20 protein-coding genes and 1 pseudogene are annotated in these 21,003 nt (G+C 70.9%); 14 read left to right on the top strand and 7 right to left on the bottom strand.

The genetic code is table 11. The features are described from left to right. Positions 1 to 618, bottom strand: a 618-nt coding sequence (locus ACK4HH_RS07750; protein ID WP_409650406.1) for a UbiA family prenyltransferase, incomplete at its 3' end; no start/stop codon positions are given. Between the two features lie 47 nt (positions 619 to 665). Here ACK4HH_RS07750 and ACK4HH_RS07745 point away from each other — a divergent pair. Continuing rightward, positions 666 to 1,922 carry a glycoside hydrolase family 3 N-terminal domain-containing protein gene (locus ACK4HH_RS07745; RefSeq protein ID WP_409650404.1) on the top strand — a complete coding sequence of 419 codons (1,257 nt, stop codon included), beginning with the start codon at positions 666 to 668 and terminating at the stop codon, positions 1,920 to 1,922. Here ACK4HH_RS07745 and ACK4HH_RS07740 read toward each other — a convergent pair. Continuing rightward, a complete protein-coding gene (locus ACK4HH_RS07740) occupies positions 1,919 to 2,170 on the bottom strand; it encodes a hypothetical protein (RefSeq protein WP_409650402.1) in 252 nt (83 codons plus the stop codon). The two genes, ACK4HH_RS07745 and ACK4HH_RS07740, sit on opposite strands and share 4 nt — an antisense overlap. A gap of 257 nt (positions 2,171 to 2,427) precedes the next feature. On the opposite strand from ACK4HH_RS07740, the gene ACK4HH_RS07735 reads away from it, so the two are divergent. The 3 genes from ACK4HH_RS07735 (at position 2,428) to ACK4HH_RS07725 (ending at position 4,677) form a co-directional block, all read left to right on the top strand. Next, the gene (locus tag ACK4HH_RS07735; RefSeq protein WP_409650400.1) at positions 2,428 to 3,660 is read left to right on the top strand and encodes a phosphotransferase family protein; all 1,233 of its coding nucleotides are present in this window, start codon (positions 2,428 to 2,430) and stop codon (positions 3,658 to 3,660) included. A gap of 67 nt (positions 3,661 to 3,727) precedes the next feature. Further along, positions 3,728 to 4,150: a hypothetical protein gene (locus tag ACK4HH_RS07730; protein WP_409650398.1), complete on the top strand. Its 423-nt coding sequence runs from the start codon at positions 3,728 to 3,730 to the stop codon at positions 4,148 to 4,150. Positions 4,151 to 4,293: 143 nt separating this feature from the next. Further along, on the top strand, positions 4,294 to 4,677 hold the full coding sequence (locus ACK4HH_RS07725; RefSeq protein ID WP_409650396.1) for a hypothetical protein: 384 nt from the start codon (positions 4,294 to 4,296) through the stop codon (positions 4,675 to 4,677). A gap of 15 nt (positions 4,678 to 4,692) precedes the next feature. Here ACK4HH_RS07725 and ACK4HH_RS07720 read toward each other — a convergent pair whose 3' ends face one another. The 4 genes from ACK4HH_RS07720 to ACK4HH_RS07705 all read right to left on the bottom strand — a co-directional run bounded on the left by ACK4HH_RS07720 (position 4,693) and on the right by ACK4HH_RS07705 (position 8,536). After that, positions 4,693 to 5,355 carry a response regulator transcription factor gene (locus ACK4HH_RS07720; protein ID WP_409650394.1) on the bottom strand — a complete coding sequence of 221 codons (663 nt, stop codon included), beginning with the start codon at positions 5,353 to 5,355 and terminating at the stop codon, positions 4,693 to 4,695. Next, on the bottom strand, positions 5,352 to 6,860 hold the full coding sequence (locus tag ACK4HH_RS07715; protein WP_409650392.1) for a sensor histidine kinase: 1,509 nt from the start codon (positions 6,858 to 6,860) through the stop codon (positions 5,352 to 5,354). The genes ACK4HH_RS07720 and ACK4HH_RS07715 overlap by 4 nt, the downstream gene beginning before the upstream one ends. A gap of 51 nt (positions 6,861 to 6,911) precedes the next feature. Beyond that, positions 6,912 to 7,352 carry a hypothetical protein gene (locus ACK4HH_RS07710; RefSeq protein WP_409650390.1) on the bottom strand — a complete coding sequence of 147 codons (441 nt, stop codon included), beginning with the start codon at positions 7,350 to 7,352 and terminating at the stop codon, positions 6,912 to 6,914. A 104-nt stretch (positions 7,353 to 7,456) separates the two neighbouring features. Beyond that, positions 7,457 to 8,536, bottom strand: a complete 1,080-nt coding sequence (locus tag ACK4HH_RS07705; RefSeq protein WP_409650388.1) for an App1 family protein — start codon at positions 8,534 to 8,536, stop codon at positions 7,457 to 7,459. 197 nt (positions 8,537 to 8,733) lie between these two features. Between ACK4HH_RS07705 and ACK4HH_RS07700 the strand changes: the two genes are divergently transcribed. From ACK4HH_RS07700 to ACK4HH_RS07680, 5 genes and pseudogenes are all read left to right on the top strand, one after another. Further along, positions 8,734 to 9,375 carry a TetR family transcriptional regulator gene (locus tag ACK4HH_RS07700; RefSeq protein ID WP_409650386.1) on the top strand — a complete coding sequence of 214 codons (642 nt, stop codon included), beginning with the start codon at positions 8,734 to 8,736 and terminating at the stop codon, positions 9,373 to 9,375. Between the two features lie 134 nt (positions 9,376 to 9,509). Then, a complete protein-coding gene (locus tag ACK4HH_RS07695; protein ID WP_409650384.1) occupies positions 9,510 to 10,334 on the top strand; it encodes an ABC transporter ATP-binding protein in 825 nt (274 codons plus the stop codon). Next, positions 10,331 to 11,059, top strand: a complete 729-nt coding sequence (locus tag ACK4HH_RS07690; RefSeq protein ID WP_409650382.1) for an ABC transporter permease — start codon at positions 10,331 to 10,333, stop codon at positions 11,057 to 11,059. The genes ACK4HH_RS07695 and ACK4HH_RS07690 overlap by 4 nt, the downstream gene beginning before the upstream one ends. After that, positions 11,056 to 11,793: an ABC transporter permease gene (locus tag ACK4HH_RS07685; protein ID WP_409650380.1), complete on the top strand. Its 738-nt coding sequence runs from the start codon at positions 11,056 to 11,058 to the stop codon at positions 11,791 to 11,793. Before ACK4HH_RS07690 ends, ACK4HH_RS07685 begins: the two co-directional genes overlap by 4 nt. A 17-nt stretch (positions 11,794 to 11,810) precedes the next feature. Continuing rightward, positions 11,811 to 12,608: pseudogene (locus ACK4HH_RS07680) on the top strand (ABC transporter substrate-binding protein); the annotation flags it as partial. Positions 12,609 to 12,800: 192 nt separating this feature from the next. Here ACK4HH_RS07680 and ACK4HH_RS07675 read toward each other — a convergent pair. Then, a complete protein-coding gene (locus ACK4HH_RS07675) occupies positions 12,801 to 13,472 on the bottom strand; it encodes a DedA family protein (protein WP_409650416.1) in 672 nt (223 codons plus the stop codon). Between the two features lie 144 nt (positions 13,473 to 13,616). Between ACK4HH_RS07675 and ACK4HH_RS07670 the strand changes: the two genes are divergently transcribed. From ACK4HH_RS07670 to ACK4HH_RS07650, 5 genes are all read left to right on the top strand, one after another. Continuing rightward, positions 13,617 to 15,047: a cytochrome ubiquinol oxidase subunit I gene (locus ACK4HH_RS07670; RefSeq protein ID WP_409650414.1), complete on the top strand. Its 1,431-nt coding sequence runs from the start codon at positions 13,617 to 13,619 to the stop codon at positions 15,045 to 15,047. A 21-nt stretch (positions 15,048 to 15,068) separates the two neighbouring features. After that, on the top strand, positions 15,069 to 16,085 hold the full coding sequence (gene cydB, locus ACK4HH_RS07665) for a cytochrome d ubiquinol oxidase subunit II (RefSeq protein ID WP_409650378.1): 1,017 nt from the start codon (positions 15,069 to 15,071) through the stop codon (positions 16,083 to 16,085). Continuing rightward, the gene (gene cydD / locus ACK4HH_RS07660; RefSeq protein ID WP_409650412.1) at positions 16,031 to 17,758 is read left to right on the top strand and encodes a thiol reductant ABC exporter subunit CydD; all 1,728 of its coding nucleotides are present in this window, start codon (positions 16,031 to 16,033) and stop codon (positions 17,756 to 17,758) included. The genes cydB and cydD overlap by 55 nt, the downstream gene beginning before the upstream one ends. Then, complete coding sequence (cydC, locus tag ACK4HH_RS07655; RefSeq protein WP_409650376.1) at positions 17,755 to 19,413, top strand: thiol reductant ABC exporter subunit CydC; 1,659 nt, start codon at positions 17,755 to 17,757, stop codon at positions 19,411 to 19,413. Before cydD ends, cydC begins: the two co-directional genes overlap by 4 nt. A gap of 156 nt (positions 19,414 to 19,569) precedes the next feature. After that, positions 19,570 to 21,000, top strand: coding sequence for an aspartate ammonia-lyase (locus ACK4HH_RS07650; RefSeq protein WP_409650410.1), 1,431 nt, complete (start codon positions 19,570 to 19,572; stop codon positions 20,998 to 21,000). Positions 21,001 to 21,003 lie beyond the last annotated feature (3 nt).

Raw genomic sequence — 21,003 nt, 5'->3', positions numbered from 1 at the left:
GGCCACGAGCGCCACGGCGCCGGCGCGGCGGGCCCCGAGGCGATGCGGCAGCGCCCGAATGCCGTGCCGTCGGTCGGCGTCGAGGTCGGGCAGCACGTTCGCGAAGTGCGCCGCGAGCCCCAGCAGCGCGCCCATCGCGATCGCCCACCACGCCGCGGGGCGGGGCTCGGCGCGCGCGAGCGTGACGAGCAGAGGCAGCAGGCCGAAGGCCACGATGTAGCAGGCGCTCGCGAGCAGGGTGCGCTTGAGCCCCGCGTTGTACGCCCAGCCCGCGCCGATCGCCACAAGGTGGGCGAACGCGAGCCACGGTCCCAGCGCGAGCGAGACGAGCACGGCGATGGTCGCGGCGATGAGAGCGAGCGTCATGAGCGTGCGCGCGGCGACCTCGCCCCGCACCACGGGTTTGTCAGCGCGAGCCGCGTCGCGGTCGCGAGCCGCATCGATCGCGTCGTTCGACCATCCGATCGACAGCTGGTTGGCGAGCATCATCGCCCCGACCAGGGCGACGCGCGCCGCGTCGAGCCCGCTCAGCGCCGCGAGCAGCACGGTCACGAGCGTCACGACGACGGTGGGCCCGGCGTGCGCCGCGCTCACGATCGCCCGCAGCCCCCGCACCATGCGCCCATCGTAGGCGCGGGCGATGGGCGGGCGGCTACCATCGGCGTATGCGACGACGCGGTCCGACCCGATTCGGGCGCGTCACTGCTCTCGCTCTCGCCGCCACGATCATCATGACCGGCTGCGCGGCCGAGCCCGCCCCTCTCCAACCGCCGCCCGGCCGCCTCGTCGGCTTCCCCGACCCGCTCGATGTCACCGAGGTCTACCTGCAGCAGCGCATCGCTGCGATGACGCTGCGCGAGAAGCTCGCCGCTCTAGTCATGGTGCACGTTCCTGGTACCGATCCGGCGCGCATCCGGGCGGTGCTTGATCGTCACGACCTGGGCGGGGTCATCATCATGGGCGACAACGTCGGCGGACCAGCGCGCTCGGTCGCGGCCCTCACGGGCGCGCTCAGCACCGAGGCGGGCCTGCCCGTGCTCACGGCGATCGATCAAGAGGGCGGTGTCGTGCGCCGCTTGCGCGACGACGACGCGGCCGCGGCTCGTGAGCTGCGCGGCCTGCCCGCCTCGGCGACCGAGCAGGCGTTCCGCACCCGTTCGGCACTGGTCGCCGAGGCTGGGGTGCTCATCAACTTCGGCATCGTGGCCGACGTGACACCCGACAGCTCGTCGTTCATTCGCAGTCGCACGCTCGGCGAGTCGCCGTCGGCGGCCGCCGATCGGGTCGCTGCTGCCGTACGGGGCGAGCTCGGCACCGTGCTCTCGACGCTCAAGCACTTCCCCGGTCACGGCGCGAGCCCCGACGACTCGCACATCAGCATCCCGCGATCGTCGATCAGCATCGAGGCCTGGCGCGCAACGCACGCGGTGCCGTTCCGCGCGGGAATCGAGGCCGGCGCGCCCCTCGTCATGATGGGCCACCTGCAGTTCGACCGCATCAGCCCGATGCCCGCCTCGTTGTCGCCCACGTGGATCACGATCCTGCGTGACGAGCTGGGTTTCGAGGGCATCATCGTCACAGACGACCTGCTCATGCTGCAGCGGTCGGGCGTGGCCGAGTACGCGAATCCGCGACGGAACGCTATCCGTGCGCTCGCCGCCGGCAACGACATCGTGCTCTTCGTGCTCCCGGCCGACCCCGCAAGCGTCGGAGTCGACCTCAGTGATCTGCTCGATTCGCTCGAGCGCGCCGTCGGTGACGGACGGCTCGTCGAAGAGAACATCACGGCCTCGCTGCGCCGTGTGCTGGGCGTGCGGCGCGAAGCGAGCGGCGAGATCGGGCCCTACGTCGACTGCGGCCCCAAGTGCTGGGGCGAGTCGCCCCGCACGGCCCCGACCGGGGCTGTGCGACCCACGTTCTAGAGCGTCGGAAGCTCGACGTCGGTGACGCGCTCGGGCAGCTGGTTGATCGTGATGCCGCGCGGCACGACCTCGGCCGTCGCGGGGTCGATCGTCGCTACCGTGGCGGTGATGGTTCCGAGCACGATGGCGAGCGTGCCGAGCCCGGTGATGATGGCGGTCAGCGGGGTCAGTCGGCGGTGCCGCTCGAGGCTGATGACAATGGCGCCCACGAGCATCAGGGTTGCTGCAGTGATCACAAGCGCGATCATGGTTCTCACCGTTCCCGTCGGGTATCGAGGAACGCGGATCCGCGGGTGACGGACCGTATTCGGGTAGTGGCCGCTGGGGGAGCGGCGCCTTTCAGGGTACGCCTGCCGTCGCGCCTCTGGCAACCGTTCCTGAGCGTGTCTCGGCCCCCGATCGGGGGTCACGGCGGGGGTCGAAAGTCCTGAACCGGGGGCGGGTCGGCCCGGCGACGCGCCGACCGGCGGCGCCCGCATCCCACGAGAGCCACGAGAATAGAGCCGTGCCTGATTCGAGTGATCGTCTTCTCCACCGCGATGTGCTCGATGCCGTTGCCGCCTCGCTCGACTCGGCGCTCGTCGAGGCGCACGCGCTGCAGGTCGAGCCGACCGGCAACGGGTTCACGCACGGCTACCGCGTGACGCTGCGCGACTCGAGCGGTACGACCGGCGACCACACGGTCTTCGTCGAGACCTCGCCCCCCGAGGCGACGCGCCCCGGGGTGCTCGCGCTCAGCAACCCGACGACGGGCGAGCGCGTCGATGTGTGGGTGTACCCGGCCGACCCCGCGCTGCCCGCGCTGCGCACGGCGGTCTACGCCGAGGCCGCGGGCGTCGTGCTCGCGCGCCTCGGGCTGCCCGTCGACAGCCTGCGCGTGAGCCTGGCGGCCTACCGCCCGGGCAAGCGCGCCGTCGTGCGCGTCGACACGGCGAGCACCGCCTACTTCTTGAAAGTCGTGCGGCCTCCCGCCGCCGAGCCGCTGCAGGCCCGCCACACGCTGTGGCGCGAGGCGGGCATCCCCGTGCCGGCGGTTCTCGGCTGGAGCGAAGAGGGCCTCGTCGCTCTCGAGGCGCTCGACGGCTCAGAACTCATCGCCGTTCTCGATCGCATTTCGGCGCCGGATGCCCTGCTCGACGAGATCGAGGCCATCGTCAACACGATCGCCCGTGTGCCCTCGACCTCGACCGCGCGCGCCTCGCTCGTGCGCCGAGTCGATTGGTACGAGGAGCGCCTCATCGAGCAGCTGCCGGCCCACGACGGCCTCATCGAGCGCACGGCCCGCACGATCTCGCAGCGTTTTCGCGCGGGGGGCGCGCCGCCGCCCTCGCGCACCGTGCACGGCGACCTGCACCTCGCGCAACTGCTCGTCGATCCGTCCGCGCCCACGCGCGTCACCGGACTGCTTGATATCGACACCTCGGGCTGGGGCGACCCCGCCGACGACGCCGCTGCGCTCTACGCCCACCTCATCGCCACGGTCGTGCACGACGGCGGCACCCGGGCCACCGTGCGGGCCCGGCGCTCGTCGGTGCTCGCCGATGGCTGGCGCCGCCGCTGGTTCCACTCGGCCGAGACGGGCTTCGTCGACCGCGCCCACGCGATCGCGGCGACGCAGCTGCTCGGCCACGCCCTGTCGCGCTCGGCGGCCGGCTCGGCCGGCGCCACTGAGCTCATCGAGCGGGCCCACCGCGTCGTCAATGCGGATGAGAGGCCTCTCACCACCTCCTCCTGGTGATCTCATGGCCGCTCACGAGAGTGGTCACATCAACAGCGAGCCGACCGGCCCGCAAGGGAGGATCATCATGGACAGCAAGAACTGGATCGCCGTCGGCGCCGCCTCGGCCCTGAGCCTGGGCGTCATCGCGGGAGGCGCCGCGAGCGTCGCCAACGCGATTCCCCTCATCGAGAACGCCACTGGCCTCTCGGTGCCCGGCATCTCGACCACGACCGACGACAGCACGACCTCGGACGACCTCGACTTCCGCGTCGAGAGCGACAGCATCATGTCGCCCGCGTCGACCTCGTCGCCCACCTCGCCCGTCTCGGCGAACACCGCCGTCTCGCCGGTCTCGGTCGACAGCCCGGTCTCGCCCGCGAGCCCGGCGTCGCCCGCGAGCCCGGCCTCGGTCGACACCCCGCCGAGCCCCGCGTCGCCCGCCAGCCCGGCGTCGCCCGCGAGCCCGGCCTCGGTCGACTCGCCCGCGAGCGTCGACTCGGTCGACTGATCGGCTGAGGCCTCGGCCACAGCCCGCGCGGCGGCCCTCGATGAGAGTTCTCTCATCGAGGGCCGTCGCTTTTCTCATGCGCGCCCGCGAGAATCGATGTATCGCCCTCGCGCGCCACCCGACCCGACGAAGGAGGAACCGCCATGGCTGCTGCCCCGCACTGGGTCACCGTCTCGGCCGCGTCGGTTCTCGGCGTGGGCATGCTCGCGACGAGCGCGATCGGCGTCGCGAGCGCCATGCCGCTCGTCGATACGACCACGAGCGCCGAGGTTCCGCCGATCACGACGGCGGCACTCGACGGCAAGGGCACGATCGGCAGCGACGACGTGACCTTCCCGATCGCCACGAGCTCGCCGGCGCCGGCCTCGAGCTCGGCACCCGCTTCGGCCCCCGCGTCGTCGCCCACGGTCGAGCGGGCTCCCGCCCCGGCCCCGCAGCCCGTCGCCCCGCGCCCGGCGGCTCCCTCGGGCGACTCCGTCGACTCGCCGGATTCGCCCGATGTCGACGACGATGATGACGACGACTGACCGCTACGTCGGCGCTTAGACCAGTCGGTAGCCCATCCCGCGCACGGTCTCGATGCGCTCGGCGCCGATCTTGGCGCGCAGGTAGCGGACGTAAACGTCGACGACATTCGAGCCCGGGTCGAAGTCGAACCCCCACACACGGCTCAGCAACTGCTCGCGCGAGAGCACCTGGTCGGGGTGCCGCAAGAACTGCTCGGCGAGCGCGAACTCGCGCGCCGAGAGGTCCATCGACCGATCGCCCACCGAGACCCGACGGGTCTTGAGGTCGAGCGAGACCTCACCGTGCCGCAGCACCGTCTCGACCACCGTCTGCTGGCCCGATTCGCGCAATCGCAACCGGATGCGGGCCACGAGCTCGTCGAACTTGAAGGGCTTCGGCAGGTAGTCGTTGGCACCGCCGTCGAGGCCCGCGACCGTGTCGTCGAGGCTCGTGCGCGCGGTGAGCATGATGATCGGAACCGACTGGCCGCGCGCCCGCACTCGGGCGAGCACCTCGAATCCGTCGATGCCGGGCAGGCCCACGTCGAGCAGCACGAGGTCGAACGACCCCGTCGCCAGGTAGTCGAGCGCATCCAGGCCGTTCTCGACGACCGTCGGGGTGTACCCGGCGGCCGCGAGACCCTTCTCGACGAACGACGAGATGCGCTTCTCGTCCTCGACGATCAAGATGCTGCTCATGCGGGGCTCCTCGTCGGATCGGCGGTGTCGGGCTCGATGAAGCCGGCCGCGGGTGGGGGCGGAGCCGCACCGCGCTCGACCGTGGGAACGACGATGCCGAACCGCGAGCCTGCTGGCGAGCTGTCGAGGCTCACGTAGCCGCCATGAGCGCGTGCGATCGCGGCGACAATGGGCAGTCCGAGGCCCGAGCCCGCAATGCCGCGGCCCGTATCGGCGCGGCCGAAGCGCTCGAAGATGCGCTTCTCGGCCCCGGCCGGAATGCCCGGGCCGCTGTCGGCCACCCAGAACTCGACTGTGCCCGCGTACGAGGTGCTGCCGACGCGGATCGCGGTGCCCTCGGGCGAGTACTTCGCGGCGTTGTCGGCCAGCTGCACCCAGGCCTGGGTGATGCGCGAGGGCGAGAGCGGTGCCACCACATCGGCCGCCTCGACGAGCTGCCAGTCGTGCCCCGGGATCGCCTGCATCTTGCTGAAGACGAGGGCCGTGAAGTCGGCGACGTCGGTGGGCTCGGCCACCGCGTCGCTGCGCTCGACGCGCGCGAGCGCGTCGATGTCGTTGACGAGCTCGGCCATGCGATCGAGCTCGTCGATCGCGATATCGCGCACGGTGCGCACGTCATCGGGCTTGCTCTCGTCGAGCAGTTCGAGATGCCCGCGCACGATCGTGATGGGGGTCTTGAGCTCGTGCCGCACGTCGTCGAGCAGCTGCCGTTGACTCGTCAGGGCCTCGTCGATGCGGTCGAGCATGGCGTTCACGGTCTCGGTGAGCGCCGAGACGTCGTCGCGCCCGTTGACGGGAATGCGTTCGCTGACATCTGCCGCCGTGATGCGCGACGCGGTCTCGGCGAGCACGCGGATCGGGGCGAGCAGGCGACCGGCCACGAACCAGCCGATGACCCCGATCGCGGCGAGCGAGGCGAGGGCGAGCCCCGCGTAGGTGAGGAAGGCGCCACCGACCTCGTCGACCGCGCGTTGGGCATCCACCGCCGTCACGAACACGCCGATCTGCTCGTCGCCCTCGATGATGACGGGGGCGCTCACGTAGCGCAGCGTGCCGACGCTCGTGATGGCCGTTCCGAGCGTCACCTGTCCGCCCGAGGCCTCTTGCCACGCGCGCTCGATGAACGCCGGATCGTCGGTGAGGTCGAAGGCCGTCTCGACGAAGGGCAGCCAGCGCACCTCGCCGTCGATGATGCCCACGCTGCTCTCGTGGCGCCCGGGCACGAGCCGCTGCAAGATATCGCTCAGCGCGTCGACCGCCGTCGTCGGCACGGCCGCCGCCTCGGGAGTGGTCTCGTCGGCCGCCGCAGTCGAGGTTCCTGTGACGATGCCGCGCGCGGCTTCGACCGAGGCGAGCAGGTCGGTGTCGAGCCCCTCGAGCACGCGATCGCGCTGCACGAGGTAGGCCGTGAAGCCCGAGACCGACATGCCGAGCGCCGTCACGATGAGGATGACCGCGAGGATGCGCGATCGCACCGAGAACCGGGGGAGCGGCGTTCGCGACATTCCCCCATTATCGGCGGCGGATGCTGGCGGAAAGTGCAGATGAGAACACTCTCACGCCCTGCCGCGCCAGTCGCGGGCGAGCTCGCGCAGATCGGCGCACTCGACCGGTTCGATCACGAGAGCCCCCTCGACCGCCCGCACGGCGCCCGAGATGAGCACGAACCGCGCCGTGAGGGCCGAGCGCAGCCCGCGCGACGCCCGCGCGGGGATCACGATCGGCAGCACCGCGGTGCCGTCGTCAAGCAGCGCGTCGCCACCGAGCAGCGCCTCCGCCGCCCGCCGCTCGCCGCCGACGAGCACGGTGCTGCCGATGCGGCGGTCGTCGAGGTCGCTGAGGCGGGCGGTCTCCGCCGCCGCGAGCAGCGCGCGGAAGGGCGCGAGCGCTTCGGCGGCGCGCGGTCGGGGAGGGGTGCGCGGCATCGGGATGTCGTCGGCGTCGACGAAGAGCACGGGATGCTCGGGGCCGGCGCGGCGCGAGAGGCGGCGGGGCATGCTCGACCTCCTGCGCATCCGCTCGATGGAACGGTCGCAGTCTATCGAACAGGTGTTCGAATGTCGCACGCCGTTGCTTCGCGTGGGCCGGTGCGGTGAGGGGGTCAGCCCCGCGGCCCGGCCTCGCCGTCATCGACGGGGCTCAGCAGCCCGACGTCGATGAGCTGCTCGGCGAGCCCGGCGCCGTCCGGAGCCCAGACCCAGGGGATCCCGTCGCGCGGTCGGTCGTCGTCGTCGAGATGGCTGCGCCCTCCGGCGAGCACGGCCTCGGGCGTCGAGAGCTGGCGGATCGCGACCCCCGCGACGTTGTCGGGATGCTCGGCCGCGAACTCGCGATAGATGGCCTCGTCGTGCTGGCCGTCGTCGCCGATGAGCACCCAGCGGATCGCCGGGAACTCGCGCGCGAGCCGCGCGAGGCTCGCGCGCTTGTGCTCGCGCCCGCTGCGGAACAGCCGGTCATGGGTCGGCCCCCAGTCGGTGAGCAGCATCGTGCCGGCCGGATAGAGGTGGCGGCTCATGAAGCGGTCGAGCGTGGGAGCTACGTTCCACGCCCCCGTCGAGAGGTAGATGACCGGTGCTCCCTCGTGCTCGCGCGTCAGCCGCTCGAGCAGCACGGCCATACCGGGCACGGGCCGCCGTGCGTGCTCGTCGAGCACGAAGGTGTTCCACGCGGCGAGGAAGGGGCGGGGCAACGCCGTGACCATGACCGTGTCGTCGATGTCGCTGACGATGCCGAGCCGGGCATCCGGATCGACGACGAAGATGCGCGCGGTGACGGGCTCAGAGCCCTCGACCTGCAGGGTGATCGTGCGCACCCCGGGCTCGAGGTCGATCGTGGCATCGGCGTCGACCACGCCCCCGCGATCGGCCTGCATCGTGAACTCGCGGCCGTCGATCGTCACGGTCACGACGCTGTCGGCGACGGGAATGCTCACGAAGCTGCGCCAGCCCCGGATGCTCGCGGGGGTCGCCCGCCGCGCATCGGTGCGCGTGAGCACGACGCGGCAGAGCACCCGGATCCAGCCCGGGCCCCCGTAGCCGCTGTAGGGGATGACGACGGGCTGCAGTCCGCGCCGTCGACCGTTGCGCTCGCGCATGCGGTGAAAGCGGTCTTCGAGCGCCACCGCTCGCCGAACCCAGGGGGAGCGCGAGGCCGGAGGGGGAGCGTCACTCTCGGCCGGCACGGGCCCAGTCTGTCAGATGTGGGGCGCCGCGCCGGGGTCGAGCGGGCGCCGCAGGCCCTGATCGTGGAGCCAAGGTGTACAGAACGGTCCGCTCCTGCGGGGGTTCGCATCCCGAATGTCCAGCCATAATAAACATCGCGTCAAAGCGGGATTCGCTCACCTCGAGGAGTACGCTGGCGGCGTCGAAAGGGTCGATTGTGAACATCACCGAGTCCAGCACCTCATTGCTGAGCAGCGCCGCTCCCATCCGCAACGAGCCGGTTCAGGCGCGCAGCACGGCCCGTTTGGCCACGTTGCTCGACTCGGCCGCCGCCGTGATCGACGAGATCGGCTACGAGCGGCTCACGACCGCCATGGTCGCCGAGCGCGCCGGCGCGTCGATCGGCACCGTCTACCGCTACTTCCCCGACCGCATCGCCGTGCTGCAGAGCCTGGCCGCCCGCAACTCCGAGCGCCTGCTCGGGCGCATCGCGAGCGAATTGAGCCCCGGTCGCCACGCCTCGGCGACGGATGCCGTGCTCGCGGTGCTCTCGATCACCGCCGACCTGTTCCGCACCGAGCCGGGCTACCGCTCGGTGCGCGTCGGCGACGTGCTCGATCTGCTGCCGCCGATGACGGAGTCGACCGCCAACAGCGCGGTCGCCGACGTCGTGACCGACGCGCTCGTGGCGGGCTACGGCGTGACCGATAGCGCCGAGGTGCGCCGGGCCGTGGGCACCGCTGTCGAGATCGCCGACGCGCTCGTGGCGCGGGCCTTCGCGCGCAGCACGCCGGGCGACACGTCGCTGCTCGCCGAGGCCGAGCGCGCGGTGCGCGCCGTGCTCGCCGACCGGCTCTGACGAGCGGCCGACCGGCCCCTTCTGGAGAACTGCCCAGAATCTGGGCAAACCGCACGACTCTCGACGGCGAATGCTGTTTGACTGAGTGAGCGCTGGGCGCGCGCTCAGCACGACGGCGACGAGAAGAGAGCATCGTGATCGAATTCCGCTCCATCTCCAAGCGCTTCGACGACGGCACACTCGCCGTCGACGACTTCAGCCTCGTCATGCCGAGCCGGCAGACGACTGTGCTCGTGGGTTCGAGCGGCTCGGGCAAGACGACCCTGCTGCGCATGATCAACCGCATGGTCGACGCGACGAGTGGCGAGCTCGAGATCGACGGCGAGAACGTCACGGGTATCGAGCCCGTGCAGCTGCGACGCCGCATCGGCTACGTCATGCAGAACTCGGGGTTGCTGCCGCACCGCCGGGTCATCGACAACATCGCCACGGTGCCGCGCCTCAACGGCGTTCCCAAGAAGCAGGCGCACGCGCGCGCGCTCGAGCTCATGGACACCGTCGGGCTCGACCGCGACATGGCCGAGCGGTACCCCGCGCAGCTCTCGGGCGGCCAGCAGCAGCGCGTCGGGGTGGCGCGCGGACTCGCCGTCGACCCGAACATCTTGCTCATGGACGAGCCCTTCGGCGCCGTCGACCCCATCGTGCGCGCCGACCTGCAGCAAGAGCTGCTGCGCCTGCAGCGCGAGCTCGACAAGACCGTCGTCTTCGTCACGCACGACATCGACGAGGCCTTCCTGCTCGGCGATCAGGTCGTCATTCTCGAGAAGGGCGGCCGCATCGCGCAGAAGGGCACGCCCGCCGAGATTCTCGCCAACCCCGCGAGCGACTTCGTCGCGAGCTTCATCGGCGCTGATCGCGGCAAGCGCGCGCTCAGCATCCAGACCATCGACGGCGCCCGGGTGCTCGTCGACGGCGACGGCAATCTGGCCGGCCGGCTCGTGGAGGCGGGCCCGGCGTGACCTGGGTTCTCAACAACCTCGACCTGATCCTCGAGCTCACGCTCGAGCACATCAGGCTGAGCATCCTGCCGATCGTGCTGGGGTTCGTCATCGCGATCCCGCTCGGCTGGCTGGCGTACCGCTATCGACTGACGCGCGGGCTCATCCTCACGCTCGTCGGCCTGCTCTACACGATCCCTTCGCTCGCGCTCTTCGTCATCCTGCCGCCGCTACTCGGTATCGGGTTTCTCAGCGAGGCGAACGTGCTGATCGCGCTCACGATCTACGCCGTCGCGATCATGGCGCGGTCGGTGGCGGATGCGCTCGCGAGCGTCGACCCCGACATTCGTCAAGCGGCCACGGCCGTGGGCTACTCGTCGTGGAGCCGCTTCTGGACGGTCGACTTTCCGCTCGCGGGCCCCGTGCTGCTCGCCGGGCTGCGCGTCGTCGCGGTCAGCACGGTGAGCCTGCTGACGGTCGGCATCGTCGTCGGCGTGCAGAGCCTCGGCTACCTGTTCACGAACGGCTACCAGCGGGGCATTCTCGCCTCAGTTCTCACGGGCGTCGTCATGACCGTGCTCATCGCGCTGCTCTTCGACCGCCTCCTCGTGCTGCTCGGCCGCGTGCTCATGCCCTGGATGCGCAGCGACCGACCCTCGGCGCGTCGCGCCGCCGAGAACGCCCAGCAGATCGAGACGCCCGTGCTCGCTGTCGGTCGCGGAGTGCAGCAGGGGCGGGTGCCGTGAACCTCTTTCTCGACGCCTTCGCGTGGATCGCCGACCCCGTCAACTGGCAGGGTGCGGGATCGATCCCGCAACGCATCGCCGAGCACCTCGCCTACACGGCGGTCGCCGTGCTCGTCGCCGTGCTCGTCGCCGTGCCGCTCGGCTGGTGGATCGGGCACACCGGTCGGGGCAAGGAGCTCGTTGTGGGGCTGACGGGTGCGGCGCGCGCCCTGCCCTCGTTCGGTCTCATCTTCTTGTTCGTCATGGTCGCGGGCGTCACGCAGCGCGAGCCCGCCGCCGTCGTCGTGCTCATGCTGCTCGCGATCCCGCCGATCCTCGCGGGCGCCTATGCGGGCTTCGAGGTCATCGATCGCCGCGTCATCGACGCCGCCCGGGCGATGGGCATGACCGAGTGGCAGATCGTGTGGAAGGTCGAAGTGCCGCTCGGGCTGCCGCTGCTCTTCGGCGGCCTGCGCAGCGGCGTGCTGCAGGTCGTGGCGACCGCGGTGCTGATCTCGTACATCGGTCTCGGCGGGCTCGGTTTCGACATCGTGCAGGGCATCGCGCTGCGGCGGTTCGACCAGATGCTCGGCAGCGCGATCCTCATCATCGTGCTCGCCCTGCTGCTCGATGCGCTGTTCGCGGTGCTCGAGCGCTACGCGGTACCGCGCGGCGTGCGCGCGGGCCGCGCAACAGATGTTCGCACGACGCCAACCGGGCGTCGCGCGACGGCGGAAGCTTCCGCCACCACCTGAAGAAAAGAGAAGAACTGATGTTCACAGCAAGGAACAAGGGCCGGTTCGCCATGACGGCGGCCGTGGTCGGGGCATCATTGGCCCTGGCAGGGTGTGCATCGGGCGACCCGCTGGCGCCCGAGCCGGATACGGACGCCCCTGCCGAGACGATCGTCATCGGCTCGCAGGCCTACTACTCGAACGAGATCATCGCCGAGCTCTACGCGCAGGCCCTCGAAGAGGGCGGCTTCACCGTCGAGCGCAACTACCAGATCGGGCAGCGCGACGCCTACATTCCGGCCCTCGAGGCCGGCGAGGTCGACCTGTTCCCCGAGTACACGGGCAACCTGCTGCAGTTCTGGAACCCCGACACCACCGCGACGCAGGCCGACGAGGTCTACGCCGAGCTGCTCACCGTGGTGCCCGAGGGCCTGCAGGCTCTCGACCAGTCGCCCGCGACCGATCAAGACAGCTACAACGTGACGGCCGAGTTCGCCGAGGCGAACGGCCTCGCATCGATCGCCGACCTCGCGGGCGTCGAGGGCCTCGTGCTGGGCGGTGCGCCCGAGCTCGAAGAGCGCCCCTACGGCCCCTCCGGCCTCGAGTCGGTCTACGGCGTGACGGTCGCGTTCGAGGCCACGGGCGACACGACGGTCGAGTCGCTCATCGAGGGCCTCGTGAACGTCGCCAATGTGTACAGCGCCGACCCGCGCATCGGACAGAACGGCCTCGTGACGCTCGCCGACCCCGAGGGCCTGTTCCTGGCCTCGAACGTCGTGCCGATCGCCTCGGCCGATCTGCCCCAGGAGGCGGTCGACATCATCAACGAGGTCAGCGCCGCCCTCACGCCCGAGGGCCTCGTCGCCCTCAACGTGCAGAGCACTGTCGACCAGCTGGGCTTCGCCGAGATCGCGCCCCGGGGGCGGCCCGCGACGGGGGCCCGCGGCTACCACCCCGCCGCACCATTTGGCCTGGGGGGGGGGGCGCCGATCGGCGCCCGCCCCGTCCGCGTTCTCGAGGCGCGACGCTCAATCGTCGCGGGTCGCGGCGTCGCCGTCGCCCGGATGGTCGGCGAAGCGCCCCACGTATCGGTCGAGCAGCTTCTTGACGGCGAAGACGAGCAGCCAGAACCCCGCGATGACGCCGACGAAGATGAATGCCGCGTAGTCGAGCTGCTCGGCGATGCTGCGGTAGCCCTCGGCCGCGGCCGAGCCGACCGTGACGTAGGCGAAGGCCCACAGGATGCACGCGGGCGTGAGCCACAGCATGAACGTGCGGTAGCGCAGCGTGCTCATTCCCACGACGAGCGGCGTGAGCGAGTGCAGCACGGGCACGAAGCGCGAGATGAATACGGCGATGCCGCCGCGGTGGTCGAGAAAGTTCTCGGCGCGGCGCCAGTTCTTCTCGCCAATGCGCCGACCGAGGCGGGACGCCCGCAGACGCGGCCCGAAGAACCGCCCGATCGCGAAGCCGAGCGAGGCGCCCGCGAGCGCGCCGATGATGACCGTCATCGTGAGCGCCCAGTACTCGGCGGGCGAGTCGACGGCGGTGCTCGCGACGAGCACGACCGTGTCGCCCGGCACGATGAGACCGAGCAGGATGGTGGTCTCGAGCATGATGAACAGCCCCGCGAGCGCCGTGCGCAGCACCGGGTCGACGCCCTGCACCAGGTCGAGGATCGCGTCGAGCAGCTCGTTCACGCGTCGAGCGTATCGACCGGGGCTGGGGGCGCTCCGATTCAGGACCTTCGGCCCCTGTGCCGCGGGTGCGGGATTCCTAGGCTCGAACCGGCAGCGTCGCCGCGTCCCCCCTCCATCCCCTCTCGCAAGGCAGGTGACCCGCTCGTGGTCGAATGGCTCGATCCCCTTCTTCTGGCCCGGTGGCAGTTCGGTCTCACGACCCTGTACCACTTCCTCTTCGTGCCGCTCACGATCGGCATGGTCGTGCTCGTCGCGATGTTCCAGACCGCCTGGGTGCGCACCGCGAAGCTCAAGTACCTGCACCTCACGCGCCTGTTCGGCAAGATCTTTCTCATCAACTTCGCCATGGGCGTCGTCACGGGCATCGTGCAGGAGTTTCAGTTCGGCATGAACTGGAGCGACTACTCGCGCTTCGTCGGCGACGTCTTCGGCGCGCCGCTGGCCATGGAGGGCCTGCTCGCGTTCTTCCTCGAGGCGAGCATGATCGGCCTCTGGATCTTCGGCTGGGACAAGCTGCCGCAGAAGCTGCACCTGGCCGTCATCTGGATGCTCGCGCTCTCGACGACGCTCTCGGCCTACTTCATCCTCGCCGCGAACGCCTTCATGCAGAACCCCGTTGGATTCGAGATCAACGACGAGCTGGGCCGGGCTGAGCTCACCGACATCGGCGCGGTGCTCACCAACCCCGTCGCGCTCGCCCAGTTTCCGCACACGATCTTCGCCTCGCTCATGTTCGCGGCCGTCGTCGTGGTCGCGGTCGCGGCCTACCACCTCTCGAAGAACCAGTACCTCGACGAGATGCGCACGGCGCTGCGGTTCGGCCTCATCGTCAACATCGTCGCCTTTGTCGGCGTCGCCCTCTCGGGCGACCAGCTGGGCCTCGTCATGGTGGCCACCCAGCCCATGAAGATGGCCGCGGCTGAGGCACTCTACGAGACCACGGCGGGCGCTTCCTTCTCGATCTTCACGTGGGGCACGCCCGATGGCTCGAGCGAGCTGTTCTCGATCCGCATTCCGTACGTGCTCTCGTTCCTCTCGACGCACGACTTCGGCGGCACCGTCGAGGGCATCAACGACCTGCAGGCCCAGTACCAGAGCGAGTTCGGCCCCGGCGACTACACGCCGATCATCTGGATCACCTACTGGAGCTTCCGCTGGATGATCGGGCTCGGCGCGCTCGCCGCCCTCATCTCGGTGGTCGGTCTCTGGCTGACCCGCGGAGGTCGCCTGCCCGAGAAGACCTGGGTCTGGAAGGTAGCGATCTGGTCGGCCCCCGTTCCGCTCGTCGCGAGCCTCGTCGGCTGGATCTTCACCGAGATGGGCCGGCAGCCGTGGATCGTCTTCGGCCTCATGCGCACCGAAGACGGCGTCTCGCCCGGGGTCAGCGGCCTCGAGGTGCTCATCTCGCTCATCGCCTTCACGGTCGTCTACGGCGCGCTCGCCGTCGTCGAATTCGGCCTCATCAAGCGCGCCGCCATCGACGGCCCGAAGGACTGGGCGAAGTACAGCGACGGTGCCGACGGCGACGGCGGCACCGCCAGCGTCGACCCTGCCAAGCTCGCGACCGTCTACTAAGAATCCGGAGAGACACGCATCATGGACCTCGCATACCTCTGGTTCGGAATCGTCGGATTCCTGTTCATCGGCTACTTCGTGCTCGACGGCTTCGACTTCGGCGTTGGCATGGCCCTGCCCTTCCTCGGCAAGGACGACACCGACCGCCGCGTCATGATCAACACGATCGGCCCGGTCTGGGATCTCAATGAGACCTGGCTCATCGTGGCCGGCGCCTCGCTGTTCGCGGCCTTCCCCTACTGGTACGCCACGCTCTTCGACGGCTTCTACCTCGCCCTGCTGCTCATCCTCGTCGCCCTCATCGCGCGCGGCGTCTCGTTCGAGTACCGCCGCCTAGGACGGTCTGACCGCTGGAAGCGCTGGTTCGACGGGATGATCGTGGTCGGCTCGGCCGTGCCCGCCCTGCTGTGGGGCGTCGCCTTCGCGAACATTGTGCAGGGCGTCGCGATCGACGAGTCGGGCACCTACACGGGCACGCTCTTCGACCTGCTCAACCCCTACGGACTGCTCGGCGGGCTCACGACGCTCATGCTGTTCTTCACGCACGGCGTGCAGTTCCTCGCCCTCAAGAGCGACGGCGACCTGCGGCTGAGGGCGCGCGCGCTCGCCGTGCGCTCGGGCATCATCACCATCGTCGCCGCCGCGGCCTTCCTGGTCTGGACGGTGCTGCAGCACCTCGACATCGCTCACCTGCCGGTGCTCGTCGGGCTCGCCGCTGCGGCCGCCGTGGCGCTCATCGGCTCGTGGGTCGCCAACCGGGCGGGGGCCGAGAAGGCCGCCTTCGGCCTCATGGCCGCGACGATCGCGCTCGCCGTCGCGAGCATCCTGGCCGCCCTCTACCCGAACGTCATGCCCTCGACGACCCACCCGGCGTTCAGCCTGACGATCGAGAACGCGTCGAGCTCGGACTACACGCTGCAGGTCATGACGTGGGTCGCCGTCGTCATGATGCCGCTCGTGCTCGCGTACCAGGGGTTCACGTACTGGGTGTTCCGCAAGCGGGTCACGCGCGCGTCGATCCCCGTGGCCGCGCACTGAAACCGCTCGATCCGCGCCTGCTGCGCACCGCGTCGGCCGCCCGCATCCTGCTGGCGGCCGGCTCGGTCGTCGCGGTCGTGCACACCGCGAGCATCGTCGCGTTCTGCTGGTTCGCGGCGCAGTCGATCGCGAGCGTGATCGACGGCGTGCCGGTCGCGCAGCTGGGCGAGCCGATCATCGCGACGGCCGTGAGCATCGTGGCGCGCGCCCTCACGCAGGCGCTGCTCGACGCGCTCGCCGTGCAGGGCGCCGCACGCGTGAAGAGCCAGTTGCGCGCGCGGGTCATCGACGCTCTCGACGCCGGCGGCTCTGCGCTGCTCGGTGGCACCTCGTCGGCGCGCGTCGCGACCCTGCTGGGCCAGGGACTCGACGCTCTCGACGGCTACATCGGGCGGTACCTGCCGCAGCTCGTGCTCACCGCGGTCGCCACCCCGATCATCGTCGGCGTGCTGCTGCTCGCCGACGTCGCCACGGGCATCACGGTGATCCTGACGCTGCCGATCATCCCGCTGTTCATGGTGCTCATCGGGCTCTCGACACAGGCCGTGCAGCGCCGCCAGTGGCAGCAGCTCGGCGCGCTCGCGCAGGGGTTCCTCGAGGTCGTGCAGGGCCTCTCGACGCTCATGGTCTTCGGCCGCCAGCACCGGCAGGTCGACCGCATCGCCGCCGTCACGGAGGAGTACCGGCGGCGCACGATGCGGGTGCTGCGGCTCTCGTTCCTCTCGGGGTTCGCGCTCGAGCTCGCGGCGAGCCTCTCGGTCGCACTCGTCGCGGTGTCGATCGGCATCCGCCTCATCGACGGCGAGATCGCGCTCGCCCTGGGCCTCTTCGTGCTCGTGCTCGTGCCCGAGGCATACCTGCCGCTGCGGCAGGTCGGCGCACAATTCCACGCGGCGAGCGAGGGCATCGCGGCGGCTGATGACGTGCTCGCGCTGATCGAGGGTGCCCCCTCCGCCTCCGCACCTCGCACGCTCGCGGCGCCGCCCTCCATCCTGAGCCACCCCCCGCGCGATCCCGCACCCTCTCGGGCGCCCGCACTCGCGGTGCGCGAGCTGACGGTGCGGCGCGGCGATCGCGTCGTCGTCGACCGACTGACGGGCGAGTGGATGCCCGGCACCGTGCTCGCCGTCACCGGCCCGAGCGGCGCGGGCAAGAGCTCGTTGCTCGGTGCGCTGCTGGGCCTCGTCGAGCACGAGGGCGTGGTCGAGCTCGACGGATCGCCGGTGCCGCCCGCCGCCCGCATCGCGCGACTGGCGTGGGCCGGGCAGCGGCCCGAGCTGACGAGCGGCCCGCTCGACGAGGTCGTCGCGCTCGGCGCGCTCGCGATCGACCCCGAGCGGGTCACGGCGTCGCTGCGCTGGGCGGCGGCCGACGACGTGCCGCGCGGCACGGTGCTCGGCGCGGCGGGCGAGGGACTCTCGGGCGGCCAGGCCCAGCGCGTCGCCCTCGCGCGAGCGCACTACCGTGCCCTCGAGCGCGACTGCCGCGTGGTGCTCGTCGACGAGCCGACGTCGGCGCTCGACGCGGTGAGCGAGCAGCGCATCATCGCAGGGCTGCGCGCGCTCGCCGCGACGGGTCGACTCGTCATCGTCGTCACGCATCGCCGGGCCGTCATGGCCGCCGCCGACAGCGTGCTCGCCATCGCGCCGGCGCACGCGGGGGCTGCCTCGTGAGCGGCACCCGGCGCGCGGTGCTGCGCGCATCGCTGCCCCCGCTGCGGGCCTTCGCGCCCGCGCTCGCCCTCGGCGTGCTCGCGAGCGGCTCGGCCGTCGCGCTGCTCTCGACGAGCGCGTGGCTCATCGCGCGCTCTGCCGAGCAGCCCCCCATCCTGTTCCTCGGTTTTGCGATCGTGGGGGTGCGTGCGTTCGCGCTGGGGCGCGCCGCCTTCCGCTACCTCGAGCGCCTCGTCGCGCACGACGCCGCGTTCCGCGCCCTCAGCACGCTGCGGGTGAGCGTGTTCCGTCGCCTGCTGCCCCTCGCGCCCGACGGCCTGCACGGGGTGCGCCGGGGCGACCTGCTCACGGCGCTCGTGCGCGACGTCGACGCCCTGCAAGACCTGCCGCTGCGCGTGCTGCAGCCGATCGTCACCGCGCTCACCGTGGCGGGGCTCGCTGTCGTCGGCGTCGCGTGGGTCTCGCCGGCCGCGGCGCTCGTGCTGCTCGCCGGCGTCGTCGCCGCGACCGCGGCGGCAGTGCTCATCATGAGCGGCCTCAGCCGCGATGCCGACCAGCGCATCGCCCCCCTGCGTGCGGCTCTCGCCGATGCCGTGCTCGAGTACGTCACCCGGTGGGAGACGCTGCGGGCCTTCAGCGCCGATGCCGCGCTCCGATCCCGTGTGCTCGCGCTCGATGGGCAGTTGCGGCGCGCGCAGTCGCGGCAGTCGGCCGCAGCGGGCAGCGTCGCCGCCCTGTTCACGCTCGCGGGCGGCGTCACCGTGCTCGCGACCCTGCTGGCGACCGAGCCGGCACTCGTCGCGGGGCAGCTCACGGGCCCCCAGCTCGTCATGCTCGTGCTCGTGCCGCTCGCCGTGCTCGAGGTCGTGGCAGCCCTGCCCGCGGCCCTCTCGGCGTGGTGGCGCGTGCGCGCGAGCGCCGACCGCCTCGCCGCCGTCATCCCCGACGCCGTGCCGCTCGCGATTCCGACCCCGCCGACCCCGCCGGCGCCGCCGCTTGTCACAGCGCTGCCGCTGCGGATCCGCGGCCTCAGCGCACGCTGGCCCGGCGCCTCGCCGCCGGCGATCGCGGGCATCGACCTCGACCTCGCCCCGGGCGACCGACTCGTGCTCGAGGGCTCGAGCGGCTCCGGCAAGTCGACGCTCGCGCACGTGCTCGTGCGCTTTCTCGACCACGAGGGCTCGTACTCGCTCGGCGGGGTCGACGTGCGCACGCTGACCGCCGACGAGGTGCGCCGCCACGTCGTGCTGTGCGAGCAGAGCCCGCATCTCTTCGATGCGAGCATCCGCCAGAACCTGCTTTTCGCGCGCGATACGGCGACCGACGCCGAGCTGCTCGCCGTGCTCGATCGCGTCGGGCTGGGGGAGTGGGGCCGGCAGCGCGGGGGGCTGGATGCGCCCGTCGGCGAGCGCGGACGCCTCGTCAGCGGCGGCGAGGCCCAGCGCATCGCCCTCGCCCGCGGCCTGCTCACGGCGGCACCCGTGCTCGTGCTCGACGAGCCGACGGCGAACGTCGACCCCGAGCGGGCCGAGCAGCTGCTCGAGCACCTGCTCGGCGCCGCGGCGAGCCCCGATCGCGCCGTGCTCGTCATCTCGCACACGCCCGTTGCCGATCGGCTCGTGACGGCGCGCCTGCACCTGGGCGCCGGCCGCTAGGCTTGCTGCGCCACCGCAACGCTGTCCGACCCCTCAAGGAAGAGGCATCTGATCATGGTGCGCACCACCGGCCCTGCTCCCAGTTTCACCACGAGTGACGACGGAGTCCCCATCTACCGCCCGGGCCTCGACGAAGACCCGGATGCTCCGCGCGCGATGCGGCTCGAGCGCGACTCGCTCGGCGAGATGCCGATCCCCGCCGACGCCTACTGGGGCATCCACACGGCGCGCGCGCTCGAGAATTTTCCGATCACGCGCCGCGCGCTCTCGAACCACCCGAACCTCGTCATCGCGCTCGCGATGGTCAAGCAGGCCGCGGCGCGCGCGAACAAAGAGATCGGGGTGCTGCGTGCCGTGCGCGCCGACCTTATCGACCAGGTCTGCCAAGAGATCATCGACGGGCAGCTGCACGACGAGTTCGTGCTCGGCGTGCTGCAGGGCGGCGCGGGCACGAGCACGAACATGTGCGCGAACGAGATCATCGCCAACCGCTGCCTCGAGCTCATGGGCCACGAGAAGGGCGACTACGCCAACTTCCACCCCATCGACCACGTCAACCGCAGCCAGTCGACGAACGACGTCTACCCGACCGCCATCAAGCTCGCGATGGTGTTCAGCCTGAAGAGCCTGCTCGACGAGCACCGCTTGCTGATCGACTCGTTCGCGGCGAAGGGCCACGAGTTCGCGCAGATCCTCAAGGTGGGCCGCACGCAGATGCAAGACGCCGTGCCCATGACCCTCGGGCAGGAGTTCCGCGGCTTCGCCACGACGCTGGGGGAGGACCAGGAGCGGCTGAGCGAGATCATCCCGTGGCTCAACGAGATCAACATGGGCGCCACGGCGATCGGTACGGGCATCACCGCCGACCCGCGCTATGCCGAGGCCGTGCGCCGCCACTTGAGCGAGATTTCGGGCTACACGATGGTCACCTCCCCCGACCTCATCGAGGCCACGAGCGACACGGGCATCTTCATGACCGTCTCGGGCACGTTGAAGCGTGCCGCGGTCAAGCTCTCGAAGATCTGCAACGACCTGCGCCTGCTCTCGAGCGGCCCGCAGGCGGGCTTCGGCGAGATCAACCTGCCGCCGCGCCAGGCGGGCAGCTCGATCATGCCCGGCAAGGTCAACCCCGTTATTCCCGAGGTCGTCAACCAGGTGGCGTTCTCGATCATCGGGGCCGATGCCACGGTCACCGCCGCGGTCGAGGGCGGCCAGCTGCAGCTCAACGCCTTCGAGCCGGTCATCGCCACGAGCATCATGCAGTCGCTCGCCTGGATGTCGAACGCGTGCCGCACGCTGCGCCTCAACTGCATCGACGGCATCACCGCCAACGAAGAGCGCCTGCACGAGATGGTCGAGGCGAGCGTCGGCGTCGTCACGGCGCTCACGCCGTACATCGGCTATCAAGAGTCGGCGGCGCTCGCCTACGAGGCGCTCGCCTCGAAGGTGCCCATCCGCCAGCTCGTCATCGAGCGCGGGCTCATGACGGAGGCCGAGATCGCAAAGGTGCTCTCGCCCGAGCGGCTGAGCGGCGTCGTGCCCGCGACCGGCGCGATCCCGCTGCCGATGGTGGCGCCCGAGAACTGAGCG

Origin of the sequence: Microcella sp. (genome assembly GCF_046296455.1) — a bacterium.
Taxonomy (GTDB): domain Bacteria; phylum Actinomycetota; class Actinomycetes; order Actinomycetales; family Microbacteriaceae; genus Microcella.
This window is presented reverse-complemented; position numbering and strand designations above follow the sequence as displayed.